This window comes from Bacteriovorax sp. As-1 (assembly GCF_058446905.1).
Genome location: NZ_CP184341.1, coordinates 1506349 through 1529252 on the forward strand (window position 1 = coordinate 1506349; position 22904 = coordinate 1529252).

29 protein-coding genes are annotated in these 22904 nt (G+C 40.1%); 9 read left to right on the top strand and 20 right to left on the bottom strand.

Annotated features, from left to right (window positions below; translation table 11 throughout):
• Positions 1–9: 9 nt before the first annotated feature.
• Entirely contained in the window at positions 10–1014 is a 1005-nt protein-coding gene (locus ACN20O_RS07705; RefSeq protein WP_491638731.1) for a hypothetical protein, read from the bottom strand.
• Between the two features lie 263 nt (positions 1015–1277).
• On the opposite strand from ACN20O_RS07705, the gene ACN20O_RS07710 reads away from it, so the two are divergent.
• Positions 1278–1406: a hypothetical protein gene (locus ACN20O_RS07710; RefSeq protein WP_491638733.1), complete on the top strand. Its 129-nt coding sequence runs from the start codon at positions 1278–1280 to the stop codon at positions 1404–1406.
• On the opposite strand, the gene ACN20O_RS07715 is transcribed toward ACN20O_RS07710, so the two are convergent.
• From ACN20O_RS07715 to ACN20O_RS07735, 5 genes are read right to left on the bottom strand one after another with little or no spacing between them, the layout of a single operon-like run.
• On the bottom strand, positions 1387–2073 hold the full coding sequence (locus ACN20O_RS07715) for a prolipoprotein diacylglyceryl transferase (protein ID WP_491638735.1): 687 nt from the start codon (positions 2071–2073) through the stop codon (positions 1387–1389). The two genes, ACN20O_RS07710 and ACN20O_RS07715, sit on opposite strands and share 20 nt — an antisense overlap.
• 37 nt (positions 2074–2110) lie before the next feature.
• A complete protein-coding gene (gene lspA / locus ACN20O_RS07720; protein ID WP_102245346.1) occupies positions 2111–2614 on the bottom strand; it encodes a signal peptidase II in 504 nt (167 codons plus the stop codon).
• A 9-nt stretch (positions 2615–2623) separates the two neighbouring features.
• Entirely contained in the window at positions 2624–4120 is a 1497-nt protein-coding gene (locus ACN20O_RS07725) for a sigma-54-dependent transcriptional regulator (RefSeq protein ID WP_102245347.1), read from the bottom strand.
• Between the two features lie 57 nt (positions 4121–4177).
• A complete protein-coding gene (locus ACN20O_RS07730; protein WP_491638738.1) occupies positions 4178–6058 on the bottom strand; it encodes an ATP-binding protein in 1881 nt (626 codons plus the stop codon).
• A 3-nt stretch (positions 6059–6061) separates the two neighbouring features.
• Positions 6062–6793, bottom strand: a complete 732-nt coding sequence (locus tag ACN20O_RS07735) for a hypothetical protein (RefSeq protein WP_491638740.1) — start codon at positions 6791–6793, stop codon at positions 6062–6064.
• Between the two features lie 310 nt (positions 6794–7103).
• On the opposite strand from ACN20O_RS07735, the gene ACN20O_RS07740 reads away from it, so the two are divergent.
• Positions 7104–7940 carry a TIM barrel protein gene (locus ACN20O_RS07740; RefSeq protein WP_491638742.1) on the top strand — a complete coding sequence of 279 codons (837 nt, stop codon included), beginning with the start codon at positions 7104–7106 and terminating at the stop codon, positions 7938–7940.
• A gap of 29 nt (positions 7941–7969) precedes the next feature.
• On the opposite strand, the gene ACN20O_RS07745 is transcribed toward ACN20O_RS07740, so the two are convergent.
• Together ACN20O_RS07745 and ACN20O_RS07750 are read right to left on the bottom strand one after the other, a co-directional pair.
• On the bottom strand, positions 7970–8467 hold the full coding sequence (locus ACN20O_RS07745; protein ID WP_491638744.1) for a hypothetical protein: 498 nt from the start codon (positions 8465–8467) through the stop codon (positions 7970–7972).
• Positions 8468–8506: 39 nt separating this feature from the next.
• Complete coding sequence (locus ACN20O_RS07750; protein ID WP_491638746.1) at positions 8507–9238, bottom strand: hypothetical protein; 732 nt, start codon at positions 9236–9238, stop codon at positions 8507–8509.
• Positions 9239–9302: 64 nt separating this feature from the next.
• Here ACN20O_RS07750 and ACN20O_RS07755 point away from each other — a divergent pair, with 64 nt between their 5' ends.
• Positions 9303–9506 (top strand): 4Fe-4S binding protein, encoded by a 204-nt coding sequence (locus tag ACN20O_RS07755; protein WP_102245353.1) that lies wholly within the window; start codon positions 9303–9305, stop codon positions 9504–9506.
• Here ACN20O_RS07755 and ACN20O_RS07760 read toward each other — a convergent pair.
• The 4 genes from ACN20O_RS07760 to ACN20O_RS07775 all read right to left on the bottom strand — a co-directional run bounded on the left by ACN20O_RS07760 (position 9503) and on the right by ACN20O_RS07775 (position 12976).
• Positions 9503–10405 (bottom strand): nucleotidyltransferase family protein, encoded by a 903-nt coding sequence (locus ACN20O_RS07760; protein WP_491638748.1) that lies wholly within the window; start codon positions 10403–10405, stop codon positions 9503–9505. The genes ACN20O_RS07755 and ACN20O_RS07760 overlap by 4 nt on opposite strands.
• Complete coding sequence (locus ACN20O_RS07765) at positions 10365–11399, bottom strand: aminoglycoside phosphotransferase family protein (RefSeq protein WP_491638749.1); 1035 nt, start codon at positions 11397–11399, stop codon at positions 10365–10367. Before ACN20O_RS07765 ends, ACN20O_RS07760 begins: the two co-directional genes overlap by 41 nt.
• Entirely contained in the window at positions 11396–12178 is a 783-nt protein-coding gene (locus tag ACN20O_RS07770) for a hypothetical protein (RefSeq protein WP_491638751.1), read from the bottom strand. Before ACN20O_RS07770 ends, ACN20O_RS07765 begins: the two co-directional genes overlap by 4 nt.
• A gap of 66 nt (positions 12179–12244) precedes the next feature.
• Positions 12245–12976: a LysM peptidoglycan-binding domain-containing protein gene (locus ACN20O_RS07775; RefSeq protein ID WP_491638753.1), complete on the bottom strand. Its 732-nt coding sequence runs from the start codon at positions 12974–12976 to the stop codon at positions 12245–12247.
• A 139-nt stretch (positions 12977–13115) separates the two neighbouring features.
• Here ACN20O_RS07775 and ACN20O_RS07780 point away from each other — a divergent pair, with 139 nt between their 5' ends.
• The 6 genes from ACN20O_RS07780 to ACN20O_RS07805 all read left to right on the top strand — a co-directional run bounded on the left by ACN20O_RS07780 (position 13116) and on the right by ACN20O_RS07805 (position 17827).
• A complete protein-coding gene (locus tag ACN20O_RS07780) occupies positions 13116–14120 on the top strand; it encodes a hypothetical protein (RefSeq protein WP_491638755.1) in 1005 nt (334 codons plus the stop codon).
• Positions 14110–14352, top strand: coding sequence for a hypothetical protein (locus ACN20O_RS07785; protein WP_491638757.1), 243 nt, complete (start codon positions 14110–14112; stop codon positions 14350–14352). The genes ACN20O_RS07780 and ACN20O_RS07785 overlap by 11 nt, the downstream gene beginning before the upstream one ends.
• A 2-nt stretch (positions 14353–14354) precedes the next feature.
• Positions 14355–14816, top strand: a complete 462-nt coding sequence (gene folK / locus ACN20O_RS07790; RefSeq protein WP_491638759.1) for a 2-amino-4-hydroxy-6-hydroxymethyldihydropteridine diphosphokinase — start codon at positions 14355–14357, stop codon at positions 14814–14816.
• Between the two features lie 80 nt (positions 14817–14896).
• Positions 14897–16036 (top strand): acyl-CoA dehydrogenase family protein, encoded by a 1140-nt coding sequence (locus ACN20O_RS07795; RefSeq protein ID WP_491638761.1) that lies wholly within the window; start codon positions 14897–14899, stop codon positions 16034–16036.
• 21 nt (positions 16037–16057) lie between these two features.
• A complete protein-coding gene (locus ACN20O_RS07800; RefSeq protein WP_491638763.1) occupies positions 16058–16846 on the top strand; it encodes an electron transfer flavoprotein subunit beta/FixA family protein in 789 nt (262 codons plus the stop codon).
• Positions 16847–16864: 18 nt separating this feature from the next.
• Entirely contained in the window at positions 16865–17827 is a 963-nt protein-coding gene (locus ACN20O_RS07805; RefSeq protein WP_491638765.1) for an electron transfer flavoprotein subunit alpha/FixB family protein, read from the top strand.
• A 144-nt stretch (positions 17828–17971) separates the two neighbouring features.
• Here ACN20O_RS07805 and ACN20O_RS07810 read toward each other — a convergent pair whose 3' ends face one another.
• The 8 genes from ACN20O_RS07810 to ACN20O_RS07845 form a co-directional block, all read right to left on the bottom strand.
• Entirely contained in the window at positions 17972–18187 is a 216-nt protein-coding gene (locus ACN20O_RS07810) for a hypothetical protein (protein ID WP_491638767.1), read from the bottom strand.
• An 11-nt stretch (positions 18188–18198) separates the two neighbouring features.
• Positions 18199–18513 carry a hypothetical protein gene (locus tag ACN20O_RS07815; RefSeq protein ID WP_491638769.1) on the bottom strand — a complete coding sequence of 105 codons (315 nt, stop codon included), beginning with the start codon at positions 18511–18513 and terminating at the stop codon, positions 18199–18201.
• Positions 18514–18871: 358 nt separating this feature from the next.
• On the bottom strand, positions 18872–19249 hold the full coding sequence (locus ACN20O_RS07820; RefSeq protein WP_491638771.1) for a DOPA 4,5-dioxygenase family protein: 378 nt from the start codon (positions 19247–19249) through the stop codon (positions 18872–18874).
• On the bottom strand, positions 19250–19582 hold the full coding sequence (locus ACN20O_RS07825) for a tRNA-binding protein (protein ID WP_491638773.1): 333 nt from the start codon (positions 19580–19582) through the stop codon (positions 19250–19252). It lies immediately after the preceding gene.
• An 80-nt stretch (positions 19583–19662) separates the two neighbouring features.
• On the bottom strand, positions 19663–20679 hold the full coding sequence (locus ACN20O_RS07830) for a hypothetical protein (RefSeq protein ID WP_491638775.1): 1017 nt from the start codon (positions 20677–20679) through the stop codon (positions 19663–19665).
• A gap of 196 nt (positions 20680–20875) precedes the next feature.
• Positions 20876–21067, bottom strand: a complete 192-nt coding sequence (locus ACN20O_RS07835; RefSeq protein ID WP_491638777.1) for a RepB family protein — start codon at positions 21065–21067, stop codon at positions 20876–20878.
• A gap of 52 nt (positions 21068–21119) precedes the next feature.
• Positions 21120–21659 carry a hypothetical protein gene (locus ACN20O_RS07840; RefSeq protein WP_491638779.1) on the bottom strand — a complete coding sequence of 180 codons (540 nt, stop codon included), beginning with the start codon at positions 21657–21659 and terminating at the stop codon, positions 21120–21122.
• Between the two features lie 20 nt (positions 21660–21679).
• Positions 21680–22849 carry an Mrp/NBP35 family ATP-binding protein gene (locus ACN20O_RS07845; RefSeq protein WP_491638781.1) on the bottom strand — a complete coding sequence of 390 codons (1170 nt, stop codon included), beginning with the start codon at positions 22847–22849 and terminating at the stop codon, positions 21680–21682.
• Positions 22850–22904: the final 55 nt, after the last annotated feature.

A 22904-nucleotide genomic window follows, 5' to 3' on the forward strand; every position in this document is an offset into this window, starting at 1 on the left:
GTTTAGCTTCTAGCGAGCAATCGAATCGATATTCGGTAGGTTTTCCTGTGGGGAATACTCTTGTCCCGTTCTTCTTTTTTCTGCGCGCTTGATATTGTTGATAGAGGCCAGGTTCTTTTTTACTGTTAAAAGACAACTTTTTAATGAATCCATCTTCACACAAATGCTCTTTGCCTGCTCAATAGCGCTTTCCATCGCCATGCTCGCCACTCCACCGGCCTTCAAAACAGCGATCCCACGACTCATACTATCGTAAGACCCATCGGCCACAGTTCCGGCCGTCATAATCCCTACGCAAGACTGATAATTCTTCTCAATCGCCAGTTTGTTTTCCATAAAAGCGTTTACTGATTTTCTATTGGCTTCGGCCACTTTCTGGAAAAGATTTTTCACTGACTGAAATTCAGGATTAAATGTCGAGTGGAGCATTGAAACCATCTTATAGCTGGAGAATTTGTTGATGGTGTCTTCTTGGGCTTCAGCAGCCACTGCACATTCACTATTTTCGCGATCAAGGGTTGCGAGAATTTTCTTTAAATTTTTTCCTCGAATTTCTTTCTGGCAGCCGGCAAAACAAATCATCCCTACTTCTTCCAGATTGCGGGACAATCCTCCTAAGGCCGTAAGAATAATTTTTGTACTTTCAGCATCCAAATCGTCTTCTTCTGCATGAGCAGGAGTAATCAAACGATCAAACCAGGAAGTGGTTTTAGGAATCCCAAACGTACTCTTTGTGACCTGGCGGTTGTTAATATAGATCTGATCATTAAGATAATTAACGATTGAAAAATGGACGGTGTTTGTTTTGGCCTTAAATTGATAAACCTGTGCTTTCACTTTTTTAATCACAGGTACGTCGACATCTTTACTCGTGTTATAGTTTTCGATACCTTTATGAAAATCATCAATTGTTTTTTTAGTTAAATAATCTAGCGTTTCTTTCTCTGTGTCAGCGGCCGTTGCAGAAAAAGCAGTCGCCAACACAACCAACCAAAGCGAAATGTACTTAGTCATATCAGGAACTCCATCTACTCCTTGCGGAATGGTACTATAACTATTGTACTTAATTTGATGAATAATTATAACATTGGCATTTTTCACCACCTAATTAACATCTAACTTATGGGATTTCCATTTCTCATTGGACGTATAGTAGACTAACAACCGCCAACACTAAGCAATTTCTTTAGATAAACTTAAACCACGGCTTTGCGATTGCGGAAGACTGCTCTAAGACTTTTGATTTGATTGTGACTGATTCTGAGACAATAAACTCAATGGTTGGTGAGACATTCGTTGCCTTCAAAGAGCAAAACATTGCCGTTGAAGAAATCACCAAAGCAGTAACAGACCTGGGTGAAGTTACAGCGGAATTAACTTATATCATTAATGGCCGCGCTTCATAGCCTGGTAACAGACTGTTGCCAGCGAAGCAAAGAATAGAGCAAGAGAAATTATCTGCGACGTCGAAAGGTGATACCAGTAGACGCCGCGGATGAGATCTCCGCGAAAGAATTCCACGACAAATCTTAGAAGTGAATAAATCAAAAGGTAGCGGGTCACGATAAACAGGTTATCCTTTTTCTGATCGACCCATTTCAATGTCAAGTATCCAATAGCAAAAAGCCCGAAAGCTTCATATAACTGCACCGGGTGAATCCACTCACCATGCATATGCACGGCCCAGGGAAGATCGCACTGAGTCCCATAACAGCATCCAGTAAAAAAGCAGCCTACACGTCCAACAGCATGGCCAAAAACCAGCCCCGGAACCAGGTATTTACTTTGTTCGAAAGGAAATTGTTTTAACCACAAGGAGTAGATGAAATAAAAAAGCAGTCCGAAAATCAATCCGCCGTAAAAAACAAATCCTCCACCTAACCAGAAGTTGTCATTTGCGATGTATTGATAGACTTTGTTTCCGCTAGAAACAGCGAGAAAAAAGACCTTCGCTCCAATCCATGAAGTGATAAACACTCCGGCAAAGAGTTTAAAAAGTGGAGTCGAATCTAACTGATGTTTTTCCAGTAAATAGCGGGTGAGATAAAAACCAATCCCCCATGCCAACCCCATAAACAAGGGGTAGGCATAGAGTGTAAAAAAACTGGATTCAAACAGTACGGGTAACACTGTCGTCTGTCTTTTTGGCTGCAAAAAATGTTTCGTAAATTAAAAGAAACGCGGCAATGGTGATTGAACTGTCGGCAATATTGAACGCCGGGAAGTGATGAGTTTTGTAAAAGAAATCCAGGAAATCCACAACGTAGTTCATGCTAAAGCGGTCAATTAGGTTTCCAACTGCACCAGCAAAAATCAAGCTGTAGGCAAGGCACTGGATTTTATGTGTGTTTCTCGTCGTCCAAATTAAGTAAATCAGCCAAAGGCAGGCAATAACCGGCACACCAAAAAAGAGCGGGATACGGATAAAGTCATGCGAATAACCAAACATCCCAAAGGCCGCACCTGGGTTTCTCACGTAAGTGAAATGGAAGAGCCCTTCGATAACCGGAACAGTTTCCCCAAGGTAGAACTTTTGCTGGACGATAGCTTTTGTAGCCTGATCTCCAATAATGATCGTAGAGATCAGGATACACATTTTATAAATCATATTCATGAGAACAACTTATCCGTTAACGTAATCTTTTGCGTGAATTTCGTATTTTTCAATTTTTCTTAAAAGCGTCTTCTTCGGAATGTTCGCTTTTAGTGCCGTCTGGTTAATCTTCCCTTTATTCTGTTTTAGGGCCCAGATAATAAATTCTTTTTCAAATAGATCTTTGGCAACCTGGAAATCCATTACCATTTCTTTTGAAACAAGAACACTGTTAAACGAGAAGCTCTCTGGCTCGCGGTCCACTTCATCGCTCTTCATATCGAAGATTGAATCCTGGATACCCTCAACGTCAATCATCATGTCTGAATTATCTTCCGGCTCCGGAACTTTCGTTGGAGACGTCATCTTCAGACTTGATGGAAGAGATGGTGCCTGAATCATATCAGAAGATTCGATAATGAACGCGTGTTCAATTACGTTTCTTAGCTCTCTGATGTTTCCTGGCCAAGAGAAGTTCGTTAAAAGGTTCTTCGCTTCTTCGCTCGCCCCTTTAATATTCAGACCGTGAACGTTGTTGAAGTACTTGATGTAGTAGTCAACAAGGTAAGGGATATCTGATTTTCTTTCTCTTAAAGGAGGAAGATAAACTGGAAGAACGTTTAAGCGGTAGAACAAGTCTTCGCGGAATGTTCCGTCAGCAATCATTTTTTCAAACGGCTTATGTGAAGCTGCGATTACACGCACATCTACTTTGATATCGCGGTTAGATCCGATTGGAGTGAATGTTTTTTCCTGAAGAACGCGCAGAAGTTTAACCTGCATTGTTGGGCTGATGTCCCCGATTTCGTCAAGAAACAGAGTTCCTCCGTCTGCGAATTGAAATTTACCAAGCTTTCTTTCTGAAGCTCCAGTGAAGGCCCCTTTTTCATGACCGAATAGTTCTGATTCAATTAAGTTTTCAGGAACTGCTGCTAAGTTGATTGTGACAAACTTGGCGTCTTTTCTTGGGCCGTTAAAGTGAATCGCGCGGGCAACAAGCTCTTTACCTGTACCAGACTCACCACGGATCAATACTGGCGTGTTAACTTTTGCCAGCTTATCGATAACGTTAAAAACTTTTTGCATGACATGTGATTCACCAACGAATTGATCATCACCACCAAGAGAAAGTCTTGGAGATGAAAACATTGAGGTTTCAACAAGTGAGCGGGCCTTTAGGGCACGCTTAATAAGAGCAACCAGGTTCTCTGATGAGATTGGTTTTTCAAGATAGTTATAAGCACCTTCCTTAACAACTTTAACGGCGTCCCCGACGTTGGAGTAAGCTGTCAGGATAATAACGATCACTGATGGGTCGACTTTTTTAATTTCAGTCAAAGCTGAAATACCGTCCATCTCTGGCATGTTCACGTCCATGACTACCAGATCGTATTTTTCTTTATAGACTGCGTGTAGTGCTTCTTTCCCGTTGTTGGCAACATCAACAGCAAAGCTATGGTAAAGCAGGGCCTCTTTTACTGAGTCCTGTAAAACCTTATCATCATCAACAACTAACACTCGATGCATTGTCTTCTCCTGGAGTTAAATCCTTTGCTCTATTTTACTACTAAATGGTGAAATAAACTACTGATTGACCAATTTCACTAAGAATTTCGTTTCTTTGCCGATAATTGAATCAACGGAAATAGTCCCGCCGTGTAGCTCTACGAAATATTTTACCAAATAAAGGCCCAGACCGGTTCCTTTGATTGAATGGTTTGCATCATTTTTTATCCGATAAAACTTCTCAAAAATGTTAGAAAGCTCTTCGGCCGGGATTCCTACCCCATTATCTTTGATTTCGATATATACCCATTTCTCATCGTCCCAGGTCTTCACTTCAACAGTGGTTCCCGTTCCAGAATATTTAATGGCATTTTCCACAAGGTTTGAGATCACGCGCGTAATCAGGTTTATATCCATTTGAATTGGATAAAGAGGGGCCAGCTCTTTTTTCACCAACACCTGTTTTTGGTTGGCACTGAAGTTTAAATCCTTCACAACTGTTTCAATGATTGAGTTGATATCTTTTGAAACTTTATTCAACCCGAAGTTACTCGATTCGATTTTTGTCAGATCGAGAATCGATGAAATGAATTTGTTAAGTTCTTTAGTTGAATCAATGATGAGTTGAGACTTTTCACGAATATCCGGATTCCCCGAATTTTGCGTGTATAAGTTATCGGCAACGCCGGCGATTTTTGCAACCGGAGTTTTTAAGTCGTGACTCATAAGAGACAGGAAGTTTTGTTTTAGTTTTTCTACCTGCTTTAACAGCTTTGCTTCCTCTTGGATCGCAAAACGGCGTTGGTATTCACCAATGGCCCTAAAGGGAATCCAGATGTAGTAAACCACGAAAACCGTCACAACCAGATGGGCGGTATAAAGCCACAATCCCATTAAGACAAAAAGCAGATATGAAATAATTAAAATAGATGCCAGCACCAGAAGCGTGATGATTAGACCGTCTTTTGGTTTTAGCCTTGAAATCAAAATCGATAGAACAATGGCTACAATAAAGGCCAGGATATTTGAGACCGTTCTGGGAATCATCTTAATCGTTTTATTTTGAATAAAAGAATCGATGATTGAAGCATGAATAATCAGCTTCGGTGCTTTATATTCTTCCAAGTTAAACGGAGTCAGGTAAAAGTTATCACTCTGAGATATATAGTTGGGACCGATTAAAACGATCTTATCTTTGAAAATTTCCGGAGAAAAATTCCCTACAAGGACGCGGTGATAAGGAATTGTTTTGTATTTAAATTCGCTGTAAACCGGAGAGCCTGAATACCTAAAAAGAACAAAGTTCGCATCAGCTTCATCGTTATAGTAGGCCCCAATAACGTCAGACACGTTAAGAACCGGCTGCCCTCTCATCTGCCTAAATTGATTAGCCGTCAACAAGTGAAGACTCTCTTCACCTGATACGTTAAAGATCGCGCGTCGAACGACGTCATCTTTGGCAAAAACACTATTGTCGATATTGAGTTGAGCTAGTGAGTAATGAAACTCGCGAAGCCCTCCTGGTGGAAGCTCTTCCCCTCTCACTTCATCAATTTCTGTCGCGAAGTTGACTTGACCGCCTTTAGTTGAGAAATCTTTTAACTTCGTTTTAAATTCATCAAAATATGGATCGCTCTCACCAGATGGCTCAGGCATCCTGACAAAATAGTCTACAATCTTTGGACCAGACTTCAGGACTTTTTCCAAAAAGCGGGAGTGCGTGGCGTATGAATAAGGATAGATGTCACCTAGGTAGTCATCACTTTCCTCATCGAGAGTGACGATTACAATTTCTGGAGTCGGCCTTGTCCCAAAATCCCAGCGGACTTTCAGGTCGTAGATGATCGATTCAAAAGAGGCCAGTGGGTACTGGAATAGAATCGTAACGAAAATCAGTGTGAAAAGCAGTGGATAATAATCCGAGAGATCAATATTGAGTTTTTTAAACTGCATTTTCATAGATTAATTCGCACTTAAGGCCTTCATACGGGCCTTGATATCTACTGTTTTAAAAAGAAGATTACCAAGAACTTCTTCCGTAGAGTTTTTAGTATGTGAAAGCTCAGCTAAGGCCAGGGCCCCAATTGTTTTTTCATTAAAACTTGGCAAATAGCTCACTTTAAAAAGAGCTGCGATATAGTCTTTTCTCAGCCCCTGCATCTTTCCTACTTCCTGGTCAAAAGCAATGACCGCTTTTTCATTTTCATACATCAGCGTTTTTATGCTGAAAGCCGGGTAGAAGAAAATTTCAAAATTGCGTCTGGTGCGAGAAGAATTAAAAAAAGCGCGGGCCAGATAAACCGGCGAATAAAGCACCAGGAAAATCAGTGACACCAAGGTACGGTTTTTAGCTTCTTTGGATTTGATCTTTAACAACGAAGCATAGATCAAACTATTAAGCTCGTTTCTTGTAAATTGCGAGTAAATGTTCTTTCCAATAATCAAGGCCGGTTTACCAAAATACGAATCAGTGTAATAAACATTATTAACGAAAGCATTAGACCAGTAGACTTTGACTTCATTGATACTTAAATGACAGCAGAAGTTTTTAACTTGATTAATGAGGGACTCATCATCAGTTACATAACGGGCCTTTGCAAAGACCAGAATGAGCTTCTCTCCCCACTTTGAAAAAAGAGCTATAAGGATAACAGCTAAAAGGATTCCTCCTCCCAGTCCATAAGTAAGGCTCAATAGCAGCCCTAGGAGTGCAAAACTCAGAATAAAGAGGGATAAGATAATGATTAAATACCTGTAACGAAAAATAAAAACTCCCTAAATTAAGTTTATCTTGATGTCATTATTACACTGCTATTCATAAATTATAGACAAAAATCCGGGCTAGAGCTATAAGGCAAGCAAGTGCATTTTTGAAAGGGTGGGAATTTTCAGACGCCCCATAAGCCTCCGATATTAAAGAGGTTTTCACGACGCGTCTCTCGTATTTTTCGGATTTGTGATAACAATGTGATGATTTCGAGTCTTATTACTTGGGGAGCTCTATATGAAATTTGAACGTCTTCTTTTTGGTACAGCAGGGGTTCCGAACTCTACGCCAAAGAAAAATAATCCGATCGACGGAGTTAAGCAAGTTCACGCTTTAGGCCTGGACTGTATGCAACTTGAATTTGCTCACGGTGTTCGTATGAAGGAAGAAGTGTCTTCTGGATTACGTAAGGTTTCTTACGAACTAGGAATTCCTTTAACATCACACGGTCCGTACTACATTAACTTGAACGCTCGCGAACAAGATAAAATCGATTCATCTGTAGAAAGAATCATCCAGACTGCGAAGATCTCTGATCTATGTGGAGCTGAGTCTATGACTTTCCACGCTGCCTTCTATATGAAAGATTCTCCTTATGATGTATTCGACCTGGTTCAAAAATCACTTAACGTGATTGAAGAAAGACTTAACCGTCTTGATATCCAGATTGAGCTTCGTCCTGAACTTACAGGAAAGACTTCTCAGTTCGGTTCACTTGAAGAGCTTATCGATTTAACAAAATCAGTTTCTTCATGTTCACCATGTATGGACTTCTCTCACCTGTTTGCTCGTACAAACGAGTACAACACGTATGAAGAGTTCTGCACTGTACTTAAGAAATTAAAAGAAGAGTTAGATCCAAATGCTCTTCAGAACATGCACATTCATATCTCTGGGATTTCTTCTAACTCTAAAGGTGATTTAAAGCACCTTAACCTTGAAGACTCAGACTTTAACTGGCGCGATCTTCTTCGTGCACTTAAAGACTTTGACTGTCGAGGATACGTCATCTGTAACTCGCCAAACCTTGAAAAAGACGCGAAGATGATGAAAGAATTCTACCTAGGTCTATAATTAAATTGTAATAAGCGGTCTGAAGAAATTTAGGCCGCTTCATCCTGTGACTTTTCCAGATTCTTCTTCTCAAAAAATCCTCTGAACCACTTCACATGATCCCTAGAAACTTCTTCAGGAAGATAGATTAATTTAACTCCACTGTCCTCTTTCACAAGTGCTAGGTTCGATTGAATTCCCGTCAGCTCAGAGAAAATATCCAGTAGAAAATCCTGGTCAAGAGATTGATCGACGTACACGACGTCTTCTGATTTGATGTCTTTAAAGATCGACCAGTTCGATGGGAAATCCAGAACTGATTTGTTATAAACCAGCCGATAGCATTTGCTTCCCGATTGAAAAGTAAGTTCACTCATTCTCAGGTCGTGTTGAATGAGATAATCGCTAAGTGAGTTGAAATCAACTTCGTTAAGTTTTCTTTCAAAATAAATTCTCAAATCGACAACAGCATTTGGCTGATCCTTATCAGGGGCCTCAGTGTAGGTTTCAGAAATTAGCTTGGAAATTAATGTGTCATCATTACTCATGTCTGACTTTTCGGCACTGGTCCAGGGAAAATTAAGAGACTAACTAAAAAGGCCTCTTTCTAGGCAAACTTTGTACAAGTCCGACCAATCCAGTTGGATATCAGATTTCTTCTCTTTAATGAAATCAAGGCCAATTCCGCGGTCATAGGTCGAAGTCAGGAAGGCCGGATGAGTGAAGTTAATCCCCTCATAGCTTGCAACCAATTGGTAAGTCGCTTTAGTGTCCAGAGAATCAATGAAATCTTTGGCATCTTCTCTAGTCAACAGGGCAAAACAGCTATTTTCATCAATATTAGTAATGTGGATGTCAAATCCATCTTCACCATTAGTGCCTTCAATTCTTCCTTTTAATTGAAAACGCGACTCTTTTTCCAGGTCGTTTTCAGCAAAGTTTGGATTGTAAGAAGCCTTGGCGATTTCCAATTCCCAAGTCACAAAGAAATAAAAAGCAAAGATGAGATAAACAAAGTTTAATCCCAGAATGAGCTTATTAAATGTCGCCGCCAGCATGATGAAGTTTTTGGCCGTAATCACACCAAGGCAAAATAGTAGCATTTTATCTGAATGCTTTTTGACCGTCACAATCATATAGAGAGTTACTGCTGTTAAGGCCTGGATGAAAGAGTGGTTTCCTAAAAAGGTTTTGGCACCATCGAGAGAAATAAGTGAGACACCTTTAGAAAGCGAGTAAATTGCTTGGAGATAGATCAGGGAAAAGATCAAAAACAAGATCAGGTTTCTATGTTCGTAATTTCTTCTTAGAATTTTCATCGTTTACTGAGGAAATTTTATCCCTTGCCGGAAGTCGTGCAAGAGGTTTGCTATTATAGTACCAATGATACCATATCTTGAAATTAACACACTTTGTATTTCATGCGACAATTGCAATTTAATTTGTCCCGAAAATGCTATCCTAAAAAACGGCACTCAGTATATCGTAGAAACATGGTCGTGCACTCTGTGCAATGCCTGTGTTGAAGTATGCCCGGTGGACTGTATCAAACTTATCACTGAAGAAACCAAGAAGAAAATCTTCTAGTTTAATTTCTGCACGATTCCTTTTCCAACAATCGCATTGGCAAAAAACTCACCATTGCCTTCCAGGTTTACTGAACGAAGTTCGTCGTTAAAAAATGCATCGACGTTTCCTTCCAGCGCCTTATTCTCTTGCAAAAAATCCATCAGGCGATTGCGTTTATTTTCCTTAAGCGCATGAAATATTTCCTGGATACTATTAAAATAAATCTCAGCTGTTCCAAAATCCCAGTATTCGAACTTTTCCGGAACAACAAAATGCACTCGCTCTTTTTTATAATTAGCCACTGTTTCAAAAAATTTTGAAATCCCGGATACGTGATAAAGCGAATCCAGCTTCAAAATCCCAAGGCCCGAATACGTTACATAATCGTAAGTTCCATCTGCCTTTCTGATTTCTTTCAACAGGTCATTTTCCAATACTGTTTCGTTATACTTGGCAGTTTTATCAACTTTAATTCCAAACAAAGCAGCACGCGAATTTTCCAATGCGGCCAGGGCATCAGTGAAATATTTCTGATCAAAAAAAAGGAACTGATCTGCATTTACCAGAAGTAAATTCCCAGTGTAGTTTACATCCCCTCTTGAGGCCATATTGTGGATGGCCCCGCCTGAATCTAAAAGCGGGTCTTCTTGAAGCATGATGACCTCTACAAATTTGGGATTTGATTTGAGGTGAGCTTCAATTTCTTCAGAGAGAAAGTGAGTATTAAGAAAAATTCTCCTTATCCCCAAAGAATGGCAGTAATCAACCTGCAACTCCAAAAGAGTTTTAAAAAACACCGGCCACAGAGGCTTTGGAATTTTTTTTCCAATCTCCCCCATACGGGTTCCCATTCCTGCACATAAAATTAGCGCGTGATCAATTTGCATAGTATAGGCTCGAAAGGATTTTTCTTTCATTCGCAAAATGCTCGTGATTTAGCATAATGCTTCTGACTTTTTCAAAGGCGTATCCAATGTATTTGATGTAACGAAGGTCTTTTCTATCGGCATAAATAAAAGCAAAACTTCCAATGGCCTTAAACACTCTTTGGATCGCCATCAGGTCATACATCGATTTAAATTGCTCGAAGTTTTTATTTGGGTCAATCGTTTTAAAATAAGTATTATAGTAATACTCAATCAGAAGTTTCTTGTTTGTATCATTAATTTGGTAGTAACAGTCTTCAAGCAGTGACACTAAATCATAGAGAGGTGTGCCCATTCTCGCATCCTGAAAATCAATAACGATTTGCTCGCCATTTTTAATCATCAGGTTTCTCGAGTGATAATCGCGGTGAACCAACACACGCGGCTGACCTGAAAGAGTCACACACATATCATGCAGTTTTTTATAAAGGGCCTGAACTTCCTTTGTTTCTACATCTAGCCCCAAGTACATTTTTAGGAAGTACTTTCTTGTAAACTCCATTTCCTGGTAAAGCTTCTCTGTATCGAAAGCAAGCTTAGTGAAGCTCTCACCTTCATATTTTTTTGTATCGATCTTGTGAATTGAAGCCATTAAATCAATGGCCTTAATATAATATTCACACTCAGCTTTCACGCCTTCAACATGAGCGATATCCTTTAGAAACGTCACATCTCCTAAATCTTCTTCAAGAATGTATCCGGTCGAAAGCTCTTTATCATGAATAAGGGGAACTCGGACTTTTTCTGCGTGAAGCACGCGCTGAAGCTTTAGAAATGTCGGCTCATCTGCATCTTCTGCTGTTGGGTTATCTAAACAGACCACGTAAGACTCTTTTGATGTCCAGATGCGGTAGTACTTTCTAGTTGAAGCATCTCCGGTCAATTTCTCAACGTTAATAACATGATCGTCGCTGAGAAGATTTTTATGGATGGTTTTTTTAAACAGCTCTTCAACGAGGATTCTTTCTGATTGTTCTGGCTTCATTTTCTACTCACAATATTATTTAACAGTTTATAAAATGCTTTAGATGAATTGGCTTCATTGAATCTTTTTTCAACTCCCAGTACACCTTGTTTCGACATGAAATTTTTAAATAAGTGCTCTTCTTTTGAAATCCCGATCGGGTCTCCGAGGAAAAGAGCGAAATCCAGAGTATTCCTATTTTGGATTTGAATCCAGTTCAAATAAGCCGAAGCATCGTACCCCGAGCGCTTTAAAATAAAGTAGGCCCATTCATTGACCTGAACTTTAGTTTCATTTTTAAGGCGGGTTAATTGAATCATTTTTTCCGTGCTGTAAAAACCTAACGGCAGCAGGAATTGCTTTTCATAAACATAGCGCTGACTTCTGACGATCTCGGCAGCAAAGGCCGCCACAAAAAGCTCTTCACTTTTTAAGTAGCGTTCAATTAATGCTGACGAAAAAAAGAACTGAGAGCGCGGAAGAGAAAATAAGAATGGAGATTTATGTTGGATGATATAAAACTTGGGCTTTTCTGAAAGATTTAAGATCATCTGATTGTTAGAGACCAGACGTTCATAAACATCTTCCAGGTATTCCTGACTTGCTGGAAGCAGCTTGATGGTTTTAACCTCTTCGTAACTTAAATAATCCCCTCCGGCCGAAGCCAGGTGGTCGATATAGTCAGTGTTTTTCAGCTCACCCATTCCGGTGTAGTCGATTGTTGCTTTTTTAGTGCTTGAACAAGCAGATAAAAGAAGCCCCAGGGCAAGGCAAAGAATTAAATTAAAAGATAGTTTCATAAAAAATAAAAAAGGCCCAACTTAATTGGGCCTTGCGGTTATTGACCATTATCTTTTGATTATAGATTATTTTGGCTCAGAAGCAAGATCACGTGTCGGTTGATAATATAACGTGAAGCCTGCGAAGATCAGGTTCGGATCTCTAATAAGTGGACGGTTATTCTCGTAAATAGACTTCCACTTTCTTGTCGTTCCGTATTTATCCATAGAAATGATTTGTAGAGTGTCACCCGTCTTAACCAGGTATGGTAGACCCATTGGCATCCATCCAAATTTTTGATCCGGCACATAGTATTTCAGCTCTACACCTTCTGAAAGTTTTTTTACGCCCTTATTCCACTCTTTAATGTCCTTCCATTTACGGTAGTCACCGTAAATTTTGAAAGCGATCATCATCATTGTGTCACCTTTTTGAACGCGGTATGTTTCCATCGGTCCATAATTCATGGCCGGCTGCTCTTCAACACGGATTTTAGCCGGAGCTTCTACCGTATTGTGGGCCAGGAACTCTTCCACTTTTTCATCTGGTTTTTTGAATTCTTCGAATTTTGGCTCTTCAGGTGCCGTCATTGCCATTTCATTTTCTTGTGGCTGTGGCGCCTGGTATTCGTCTGGAACAACTGATTCTGTGATTTTTTGTTCTTCAACTTTAAATTCTGAATTAGAAGGCTGATCACCAAGAGTGTCTACTGCGAACTCCAGGTCATCATTATGAACTGCCACTTCCTCTTTTCTAGAGTCAGATAGGCTACAAGCACTCAGGGTTAAAATTAAAGCTAGTAGGGTAACAATCTTCATATAAATACCTCTTCTTGGTACGTATATCGGCAAAAGTTGCACAATAGTTTAGTCACCAAAGTGGAACAAAAGGTGCGGGAATTATTTAAGTTGCAAATTTTTCGCGAAATCCTAGAATAATTTTATGTTCTTAAAGGATATGAAATTACCCATTCTTTTTACTCTACTATTTACGCTAATGATTTCGGCGGGATATGCCCAAAACGTATTAGATGATATAGAGGAAGAAGACCGCATGGAGACCGCTCAGTCAGATGAGGCCCCAAATTTAGTCGCGGAAACGATCAAAAGAATCTCACCTTCTAAAAAAATCTTCATCCTCACTAACGAGAACAAGACTTTTTCCAAAGGTGATTTCATCTCCCTTCTTCTTGCCAATAAATTAGTTTGTCGTGCACTCGTTGCTAAAACAAATGACGAGCAGATGTCAGGGATTAAGATCGTTAAGATTTACAACGTCAATCTCTGGAAGCAACTTAACGAAGGTAAAGAGGTTTTAGTTCTTAAAGGTGACGATAGTTATTACGTCAACTTAGAAAAGGCCCCAAAAACTCCTGCTGAAAAAGTCAAAAACGATCTTAAGGTTCAAGACGAAGACGATCTTTTCAACTCGACGACCCTTAACGATGATGACTTATCTTTAGAAGAAACATCAAAACGATTAATTAAAACAGACAATCTGATTTCTGCTGGAGTTGGTTTAATCTCAGGGAAAGATGACCAAGGCGCAAGTAAACGCTACACGCACTTCAACGCTTCATGGGGATACCAGTTAAGCGATAACATCTGGGCCGAACTAGGTGCCGGAATGAACACGATTAATGACTATCCTTCAACTGGTCTGGACACACGAATGGTGAACATTACCGGTAAATTTAAATATACTTTCAGTGCGCCTTTCTATAGCTACATCATGCCTTACGTCGGCTACCAGGTTATTAACGTCGATTCTCCGGGGGCAGGAGTAGATGACGGAACAACAACCGCTCCCCAAAGGGAAAATGAACTGGCATTAGTTGATGATTTAAAAAAGAGTTCTGTTATTTTTGGTGCCACTGTTCTAAAAAGGATTGTACCTGGTTGGTTCATTAGGGCCGACTTAGGAAGCGATATTATTAGCGGTGGTATGACTCTTGAATTCTAAAAGACTTCTTTTTTTTCTTACTTCAATCACATTATTTAGCTGTGGAGTAAAAGCTCCACCTGAGCAGTACCCAAATACAAGCGTTGACTCTTACATCCGCGAGTACACCGGGACCACTGAGCTGACACCGGAAGAAATCGAGCGCACAAAGAATAAGCCCCCCGTCTCCAACGTTGAAGATCAAGTTCGTCCCAATACGAATACAGACGACACAAATAAGACGACAAAATAATCATGTCACTTTTTATAGCGACAGGTTCAAATCTCGGCGAGCGCAAAGCCCATCTCCAAGAGGCCCGTGACTTACTTTCTAAAAGACTCACTTTCATTGCTGAAAGTCGAGTTTATGAAAGCCCGGCCGTGGATTATCTCAATCAACCAGACTTTTATAATCAAGTATTAGAGTTTAAGCTTCCTGCTGATTCGCCAGAGAGCATCATGGATTTTCTTCTGGAAACAGAAAAAATGATGGGGAGAAATCGCACGATACCTAAAGGGCCTAGGATTATTGATCTCGATATTCTTTTTTGGAGTGATCTGACAATTGAAAGTGAGAAACTTACTTTGCCTCACCCTCGCCTGTTCACGAGAAGTTTTGTTGTTCTCCCATTATCTGAGCTTCCGGGTTTTAAACATCTGCAACAAAAATATAATTTCACATTCACCTTCGACAACACTGCGACTCCTATTTCCTGATTGACCTAAATCGCTTTCGGGAAGTAAAATTATCTAGATCAAAATATCTCCAGATCATCTAAGATCACCAAGGAAAATCTATGGATTTCAACCTGACGAATGACCAGCTCGAGATCAAAGATCTCGCCATGAAGTTTGCAAAAAACGAAATGATGCCGAAGGCATCTGAGTTTGATGAAAAAGCAACAATGCCTTTGGATATTTTAAGAAAGGCATGGGAATTAGGACTTGTGAACACTTGTATTCCTACTGAGTACGGTGGAAACGGTTTCACAGCCATCGATTCAATGATTATCACTGAAGCTCTAGCCTACGGCTGTATGGGGATGAACACTTCCATCATGGCCAATGACCTGGCCCTTCTTCCTATCGTGATCGGGGGAAATGATGAGCAGAAAAAAAGATTTCTCACACCTTTTACTCAGGACTATAAAATCGCTGCATTCTGCTTAACAGAGCCTGGAAATGGTTCGGATGCTGGTGGAATCAAAACGCTGATTAAAGAAGACGGCGACGACGTTGTGATTAACGGAAACAAAATGTGGATCACCAACGCCGGATACGCTGATCTTTTCGTTTTATATGGGACAACTGACCCTGCTTTAAAGCACAAAGGAATCACGGCCGTTGTGATTGAAAAAGGAACTCCAGGAATCGAAGTCGGTAAAAAAGAAGACAAGATGGGTCATCGTTGCTCGGATACCCGAGCTGTGACTTTCAATAACGTGCGCGTTCCAAAGAAAAATATTTTAGGCGGTCTAAATCAAGGCTGGAAGATTGCCATGAAGACTCTGGATCATTCTAGACCAATGGTTGCTTCAAGTGCTGTCGGTGGCGCACAATGTGCTTTTGACCACGCTGTAAAATATGCGAAAGAGCGCGTGCAATTCAATGTGCCAATTGCCAATCATCAAGCAATTCAATTTATGATTGCCGACATGGCCATGAAAATTGAGGCTTCAAGACTTCTGGTGCATAAGGCGGCGTGGCTTCTAGACAACAATCAACCCAACACTCAATTAGCGTCTTACTCTAAGGCGTTTGCGGCCGATTCGTGTATGCAAATAGCGACGGATGCGGTACAAATTTATGGTGGATATGGATACAGCAAAGAGTATCCCGTCGAAAAAATCATGCGAGACGCGAAACTCATCCAGCTCTACGAAGGCACATCTCAAATTCAGCGATTAGTTATAGCTAAAGAAATATTTACCAGGTAATTACCCCAGGAGAATTTATATATGAATATTTTCGTTTGCGTAAAACAAGTACCAGACACAGAAACAAAGATTGTTCCATCTGGTGACGGATCATTTATTGAAACTAGCTCAATTAAATGGATTATGAACCCTTATGATGAATTTGCAGTAGAGCAAGCTCTTCTTGTTCAAGCAGCTAACGCTGGTTCAACTGTAACAGTTGTTCGCGTTGGAAGTGTAAAAGACACAGAAGCACTAAGAACAGCTATGGCCATGGGAGCTGACGACGCTTTCCTGGTTGAAGCAGCTGATAACTTAGATTCTTATATGATCGCGAAAGCTCTAAAGGGCGCGATTGAAAAATCTGGAAAAACTCCAGACCTTATCCTTTCTGGTAAACAAGCTATCGATGATGACTGTCTTCAGGTTCCTCAAATCCTGGCAACAATGCTTAACCTTCCATCGGTTTCAGTTGTTGTTGGATATGAAGGAAATGCTTCTGACATCACTGTAAAACGTGAAGTTGAAGGTGGGGCCCTAGAAGTTTACGGTGTTAAACTTCCAGCAATGATCGCTTGTAACAAAGGGATCAACACTCCACGATACGCTTCTCTTCCAGGTATCATGAAAGCGAAGAAAAAACCTCTTACGACACTTTCTCTTGCTGACGTTGGTGTTTCTGACGCAGATAAAAGAGTGAAGTATTCTAACTTCCAACTTCCACCAGAAAAACCACCTGGGAAGAAATTCGATGCAACTGATGCTGCAAAACAAGCTCAGGTTGTAAAAGATGTTGTTGGTCTACTTAGAACAGAAGCAAAAGTAATTTAATTAATTTAAGAGGATTTTATGGCTAAAATTTTAGTATTCACAGAACTTCACGGATCACACGTTAAAGGTGTGACTTTAGAAATCTTAGGAAAGCTTTCAGGCCACACTGTTGATGTTGCAGCAATCGGAGCAATCCCGGCTGAAGCAATTGCAGACCTGGCAAAATTCGGAGCTGCTAACGTTCACTCTCTAAAGGGTGCTAACTTAGATAAGTACACTCCAGAAGGATACGCAAACGCACTTAAAGGATTCATCGCTGGTGGATCTTATGATTACGTTTTTGCTGGAGCAACTTCACTTGGAAAAGATCTTCTTCCACGTGTTGCAACTATGTTTGATGCAGGTATGGCATCTGAAGTAACAAACTTCATCATGGAAGGCGACAAATTCGCTGGAACTCGCCCACTATTTGCTGGTAAGTGTTTCGCTAAAGTGGAATTACAAGGACCAAAACCACACTTTGTAACAGTAAGACCAAATGCACTTGGAATGAACGCTAACCCAACAGCTGGGGCGGCTAGCGTAAAAGAAGATGCTGTAGACGCTGGAGCAATCCGCGCGCTAATTAAAGACATCGTAAAAGGAGCTTCTGAAAAGCTAGACTTAACTGAAGCAAACATCATCGTATCTGGTGGACGTGCAATGAAAGACGCTGCGAACTTCAAAATCCTTGAAGAAATGGCAAACGTTATCGGTGCAACAGTTGGTGCTTCACGTGCCGCTGTAGACTCTGGATTTGCTCCACACGCAATGCAAGTTGGACAAACTGGGAAAACAGTTGCTCCATCTCTTTACATCGCTTGTGGTATCTCTGGAGCGATCCAACACTTAGCTGGTATGAGAACATCAAAAGTTATCGTAGCGATCAACACTGATCCAGATGCTCCGATCTTCACAAAAGCTGACTACGGAATTGTTGGTGACCTTTTCACAATCGTTCCGATCATGACTCAAGAATTTAAAAACTTACTTGGTAAGTAATAAACGAAAGGCCCCGAAAGGGGCCTTTTTTATTTTTGCAATTTATCCACAACACCCTTTCGGATATTGTCTATTAATCGAAGCGAGAAAAATTCCTGCGTGCTAAATTTGATTTTAAACTCGTTTTGAAAAGCAATTAAGAGCTCAACATAAATCACTGATTTTTGCGGCAATGATTTCATGCACCCAGGTTTTTGAGTGGGAGCCATCGTGGAAGACATCACCAAAACTGAGATGATTCTGATTTTTAACTCTATTAATATCTCCTGAGATATCCAACAAGTGAACTTTTCCACCGCCACGGTGGAAGATTGAAAGCTCTTCCAGGCCACCTATTTTAAACGACGAATTTTTTGGCACGACCAAGCATCCTATGGATTGATTTCTTCTAGATAAATTTTTATTCCACCAAGATTGATAACATTATCAGCGCGGCCTTTAAGAATAATATGCTCTGAGGAGACTTCCCAGACATCACCGGTCTTAAACCATCCATTCTCTACTGATTTCTCTGTCGCTTCCGGGTCATTGAAATAGCCGCTCATTAACGAAGAAGACTTTATCCAGATTTCTCCTGTTTCTTTCACAATTTTAACCTCTGCATTCCAAGGTAAATCAAAGGCACTTTCCTTATATCCTTGAGTTCTCTTTAAATCACCGGCAACCCATGAAGCCAACTCCGTCATGCCATACATGTTATGTAACCTTACGCCACTTAACCAATCCGAAGCACAGAAGACATCTTTGAGTGTTTTTTTTTGGGCACTTCTCCAAAACGAGAAACTACTTTTAGAATCGATGGCACTGAACTAAATGTCGTTACATTATAATTATCAATTAGACTTCCAAGAGAACTTGATGCCCAGATAAAAGAGGAAAAAGAAAATTAGAAATGAGACCATGTCCAAAATTAAGTGGAAGTATGCACAGGGTTCTTTCAAAAGATTGAGGAAGATACTTTTGATATGTATGCAGGAGTCCTGATTCTTTGCCTTCTGGGACTTTGTTTTTCTTATGTGCTTGATACGATCATTGATAAGTGGACTAGAACCTAGAATAATCCAGTTTCACTGAATCACCTAACCACATTGCCCCCTGTGTATGATCATAATAATCATCCCCTGATAGGGGATGAACAAGGACATTAAAGGTCCCTCTTTCTTTCATTAACCATAAGACAACTTCGGTAAAAATATCTTGGGGAAAGTTCGCCTCAAACATCGGCATTGGGTGTGGTCCTATAGGAACATCAATCATATCCCCTACAAAAAACGTCACATCTTTAAAGTGATTCTTAATTTTATTTCTTAATAAAGTCGCGGCTTCAAGCTCTTCGCTTTTATAGTAAATATGGGCATCGAACTCTCGCGGGAATCCGACAGGTAGAAGTTTTGAGTTTACTTTAAAATTTCTCGTTTCCACTTACTTTAGCCTTACTCCGTTAGGCACAGCTTGATCGACAGTGGCCAAGACCACATCTGTATCATTGCAATAAAATCCCGTCACCAGGATTTCCGACATAAATTTTCCAATCTGACGAGGAGGGAAATTAACCACGGCTAAAACTTTCTTTCCTACCAGCTCCTCTCGTTTATAAACTGTCGTGATTTGTGCGCTCGACTTCTTAATTCCAAGTTCCGGCCCGAGATCTACCCATAATTTATAAGCAGGTCTTTTCGCTTCTGGGAATTCCTCTGTCTGAACAATGGTGCCAACGCGAATATCGACCTTTTCAAAATCTTCCCATGAAATCATATATCATTCTCCATGAAACCATTAAAACGCAAAAACCTCGCTGATGCGAGGTTTTCGTGTTGTTTATTTGGTTTTTATTTTTAGAAGTTGAAGCCTTGAGTTTCTGCTGTTTCTTTAATTTCATCAGCACTTAAAATTTTTACCGGCTCATAGTTCTCAACGTTTTCTGCCATCTCTCTTCTTTCTTCTACTACTTCGTTTTGGGCTATTTCTTGAATCTTTTGTTCTTCTTGCTCAAAGTAGTTATCGTTTTGTTCAGCATCTTTTTGTTCTACCTTTTCAAGCTCTGCTGCAGTTACGAAGTTCAGCATTGCACCTGCTAGTGGACCAGTTACGAAGCTTAATCTGTATCCATCTTTACCATTGTTGAAGACTACACCAGAAACCTCTTCACCATCTACGTCAGCTTTAAACGATCCACCATCTAAAAGTTGAGCGCTGGCGATGTCAATGCTTTGAACTTCACCGTTAGTATTTGTTAAAGATACACTTAGTCCTTCAATCGATTTTTTTGTTAAAGTCATTTCACCAGAAATATCTGAACCAGAAAGAATCTTGCTAGACTTTGACTGGTTAAGAGCTCTTTCAAGCACCAGTTCAACTTCTTCAGAAATAGCTACTTCTGCTTTCTTCTCTCTGATCATTCTCGCTTCAATGATTTCAAAACCGTTACCCATCTTTTTAAAGATAGCGATTGTTCCAAAGTCTGAAAGAAGAGAGATCTTATAAACCAGGTCTCTATCGTTATTAACCATTACACTTGAAGTCCCAACTAATTTAAGTGGCACAACAATGTTTTTCTTAGAGTCTTCCGGGTTATTAAGCTTATCGTAAGTAACAACTTCATCGCTTCCTACAATACGAGTGATTTCCCATTTACCGTTAACCTTAAAGGCTTCCGACATCTCTACCCTCATAACTGCAATCCTCATTGAAGGTGCAACATCTGAAGCTAAACTTCTTTCTACTGGAAGTTCTTCTAGAGCATGCTTTCTACTTACGGTGCGTGAATTAATATCTTTAAGTGTACCAGCTAGAACCACAGAACCTAAGCTCAGGATTGCGATGATGGCCTTTTTAGATGTTAAAACTTTCATAACCGTTCCCCTTAATTGTTTGAGCTTTAAGGAGCAAGGATAATGCCATGTTTCAAAACACTTTAATCGGGTATTTTTGAGGTTAAGATATTGAATTTAAATGTATGTTTTTTTGACCGTGGAAAGGAAGTGATTAGTTTTTAAACACCCTGGCTATAACATTTACATGCTACGGCCAGGTGTCTATATTTTAGACTTATTCTGATTTCGGAGACTTAACATCCCAGTCTGAGTGAGACGAGCGGTATCTTTTCATCGCGATTACCACCATGTCTGCCATAGAGAGGCCTGAAGCTTTTGCCATTCTTTCGAAAGATTCAACAACTTCCTTCTCGATTTTAACGTTTAATTCTTTTAATTCAGTTTGATTGTGTACCTGACTCTTCATAGTTTCTCCAATGTATCACTTATAAAAACCATGAAATTCTAATGCTCTCGCCTTAGTTTTGGAACACCTTTATTGCTCTTTTTTTACGAAGAGAAACAAGGGCGTGGGTGACCTCAAAATCCATTAACTTGCTGTATTTATAGATATCACTGACATTGCACCACTCGCTAATCACTGCCAGGACATCAAATTCCAGGGGGGTAATGTCGTCTTTAGAGACAATAACCTCAGGGTCAATAACCAGTTTTAGGTGAGCAGCAGGGCGTAGTTTTTTGGCCGAGACGTACTCTTGAAAGTGTTTTTGAGCTTCGAGCTTAATTTCTTCGAAGGCAATTTTCATGGTTTGCACTTCGGCCGGAAGAACTTCCGGCTCGACAATGAATTTAAAATTTTCGTTGGATTCGACGTCGTCGAAGATCATTTTTAAAAGCGCCTTCTTGCCTCTTAGTTCCCTAATTTGGGCACCGACAATAAGACCTTCTTGTTGATAGACGACTCCGAGAAACTGGCCATTTTCTTTCGAGAGAAGATTAATCTTTCCCGTAAATCCGAATGAGGCCTGTTCTTTTAAAACTTCTATCAAGTTATTCATAACTCTATTCTAGTGTGAGTTTATGAAAAAAGTCTTTTAAAAAAACCTTTTGATTCACCTTGAGGTTCGCCGTTGAAACATTGATTGATGTTTTTCGCCAGCTGCATGTAAGCATTCCAAACAGGACGGCCTTCATACTTCTTTTCATTCATGTATGGCTTCCCTTGGTCAGATCCCTCTCGAAGAGCGATCTCTAAAGGAATTTCAGCTAAAAGATTAACATTAAGTTCTTCAGCCGCTTTTTTAACTCCACCTTCTCCGAAGATGAAATACTTTTTAGAAGTGTTGTCGTCTGGAACGAAATAACTCATGTTCTCCACCATTCCCAGAACCGGAACCTTAACCTGGTTAAACATGTTAAGACCTTTTTTCGAATCAAGGATTGCCACCTCTTGTGGAGTTGAAACAACAACAGCTCCATCAATGTCAGTCGCCTGAATCATTGAAAGCTGCATATCACCTGTTCCCGGAGGAAGATCGATAATTAAGTAATCTAATCCTTCCCAAGCAACGTCGAAAAGGAATTGGTTTAAAACTCCTCCAAGCATTGGCCCTCTCCAGATAACTGGATCTTTTTCATTGATAAAAAGACCGAAGCTGATGAATGGAATCCCATAAGCGTCAATTGGAAGAATTTTTTTCTCTGGAGTCGCACCTGGTTTTGCTCCTCTTTGGTTAAGAAGCATAGGCATTGATGGCCCGTAGATATCTGCATCCAAAAGACCTACTTTTAATCCAAGATTTTTTAGAGCGAAAGCTAAGTTAACCGACACTGTCGATTTACCAACTCCACCTTTACATGAAGAGACGGCGATCACTTTTTTTGCCCCAGCAACGTGTTTTTTATTTTGTCCAACTGGACCATGCCCTGTTTTAATTTGAGCTGCGGCCGCAGGTGCTGCTTTTGTTTCTGGCTTAGTAAAAGTTTTTCCAGCAAAAACATCTGCAGAGTTTTCCGAAATTGTCAGAACCGTTACTTTTTCTGCCGAATATGTTGGAGCTGCAATATTTACAACAAGTGTTTCGATCGCGCGCTTTTGTTCCGGTGTAATTCCATCGCGTTTATATTTAAATAGCAGTTCATTTTGGTCTGCTTTTACTTCAACGATTCTTCCTTCTTCATGAAGAGTTTTTCCCGTATTTGGATTCACGATCACTTTTAATTGATTTTGGATGTTTTCAATGGTCATAAAAGCCCCTAAATTATGATTTTTTCCAAGGGTATATATACCTGAAGAGCTGCGA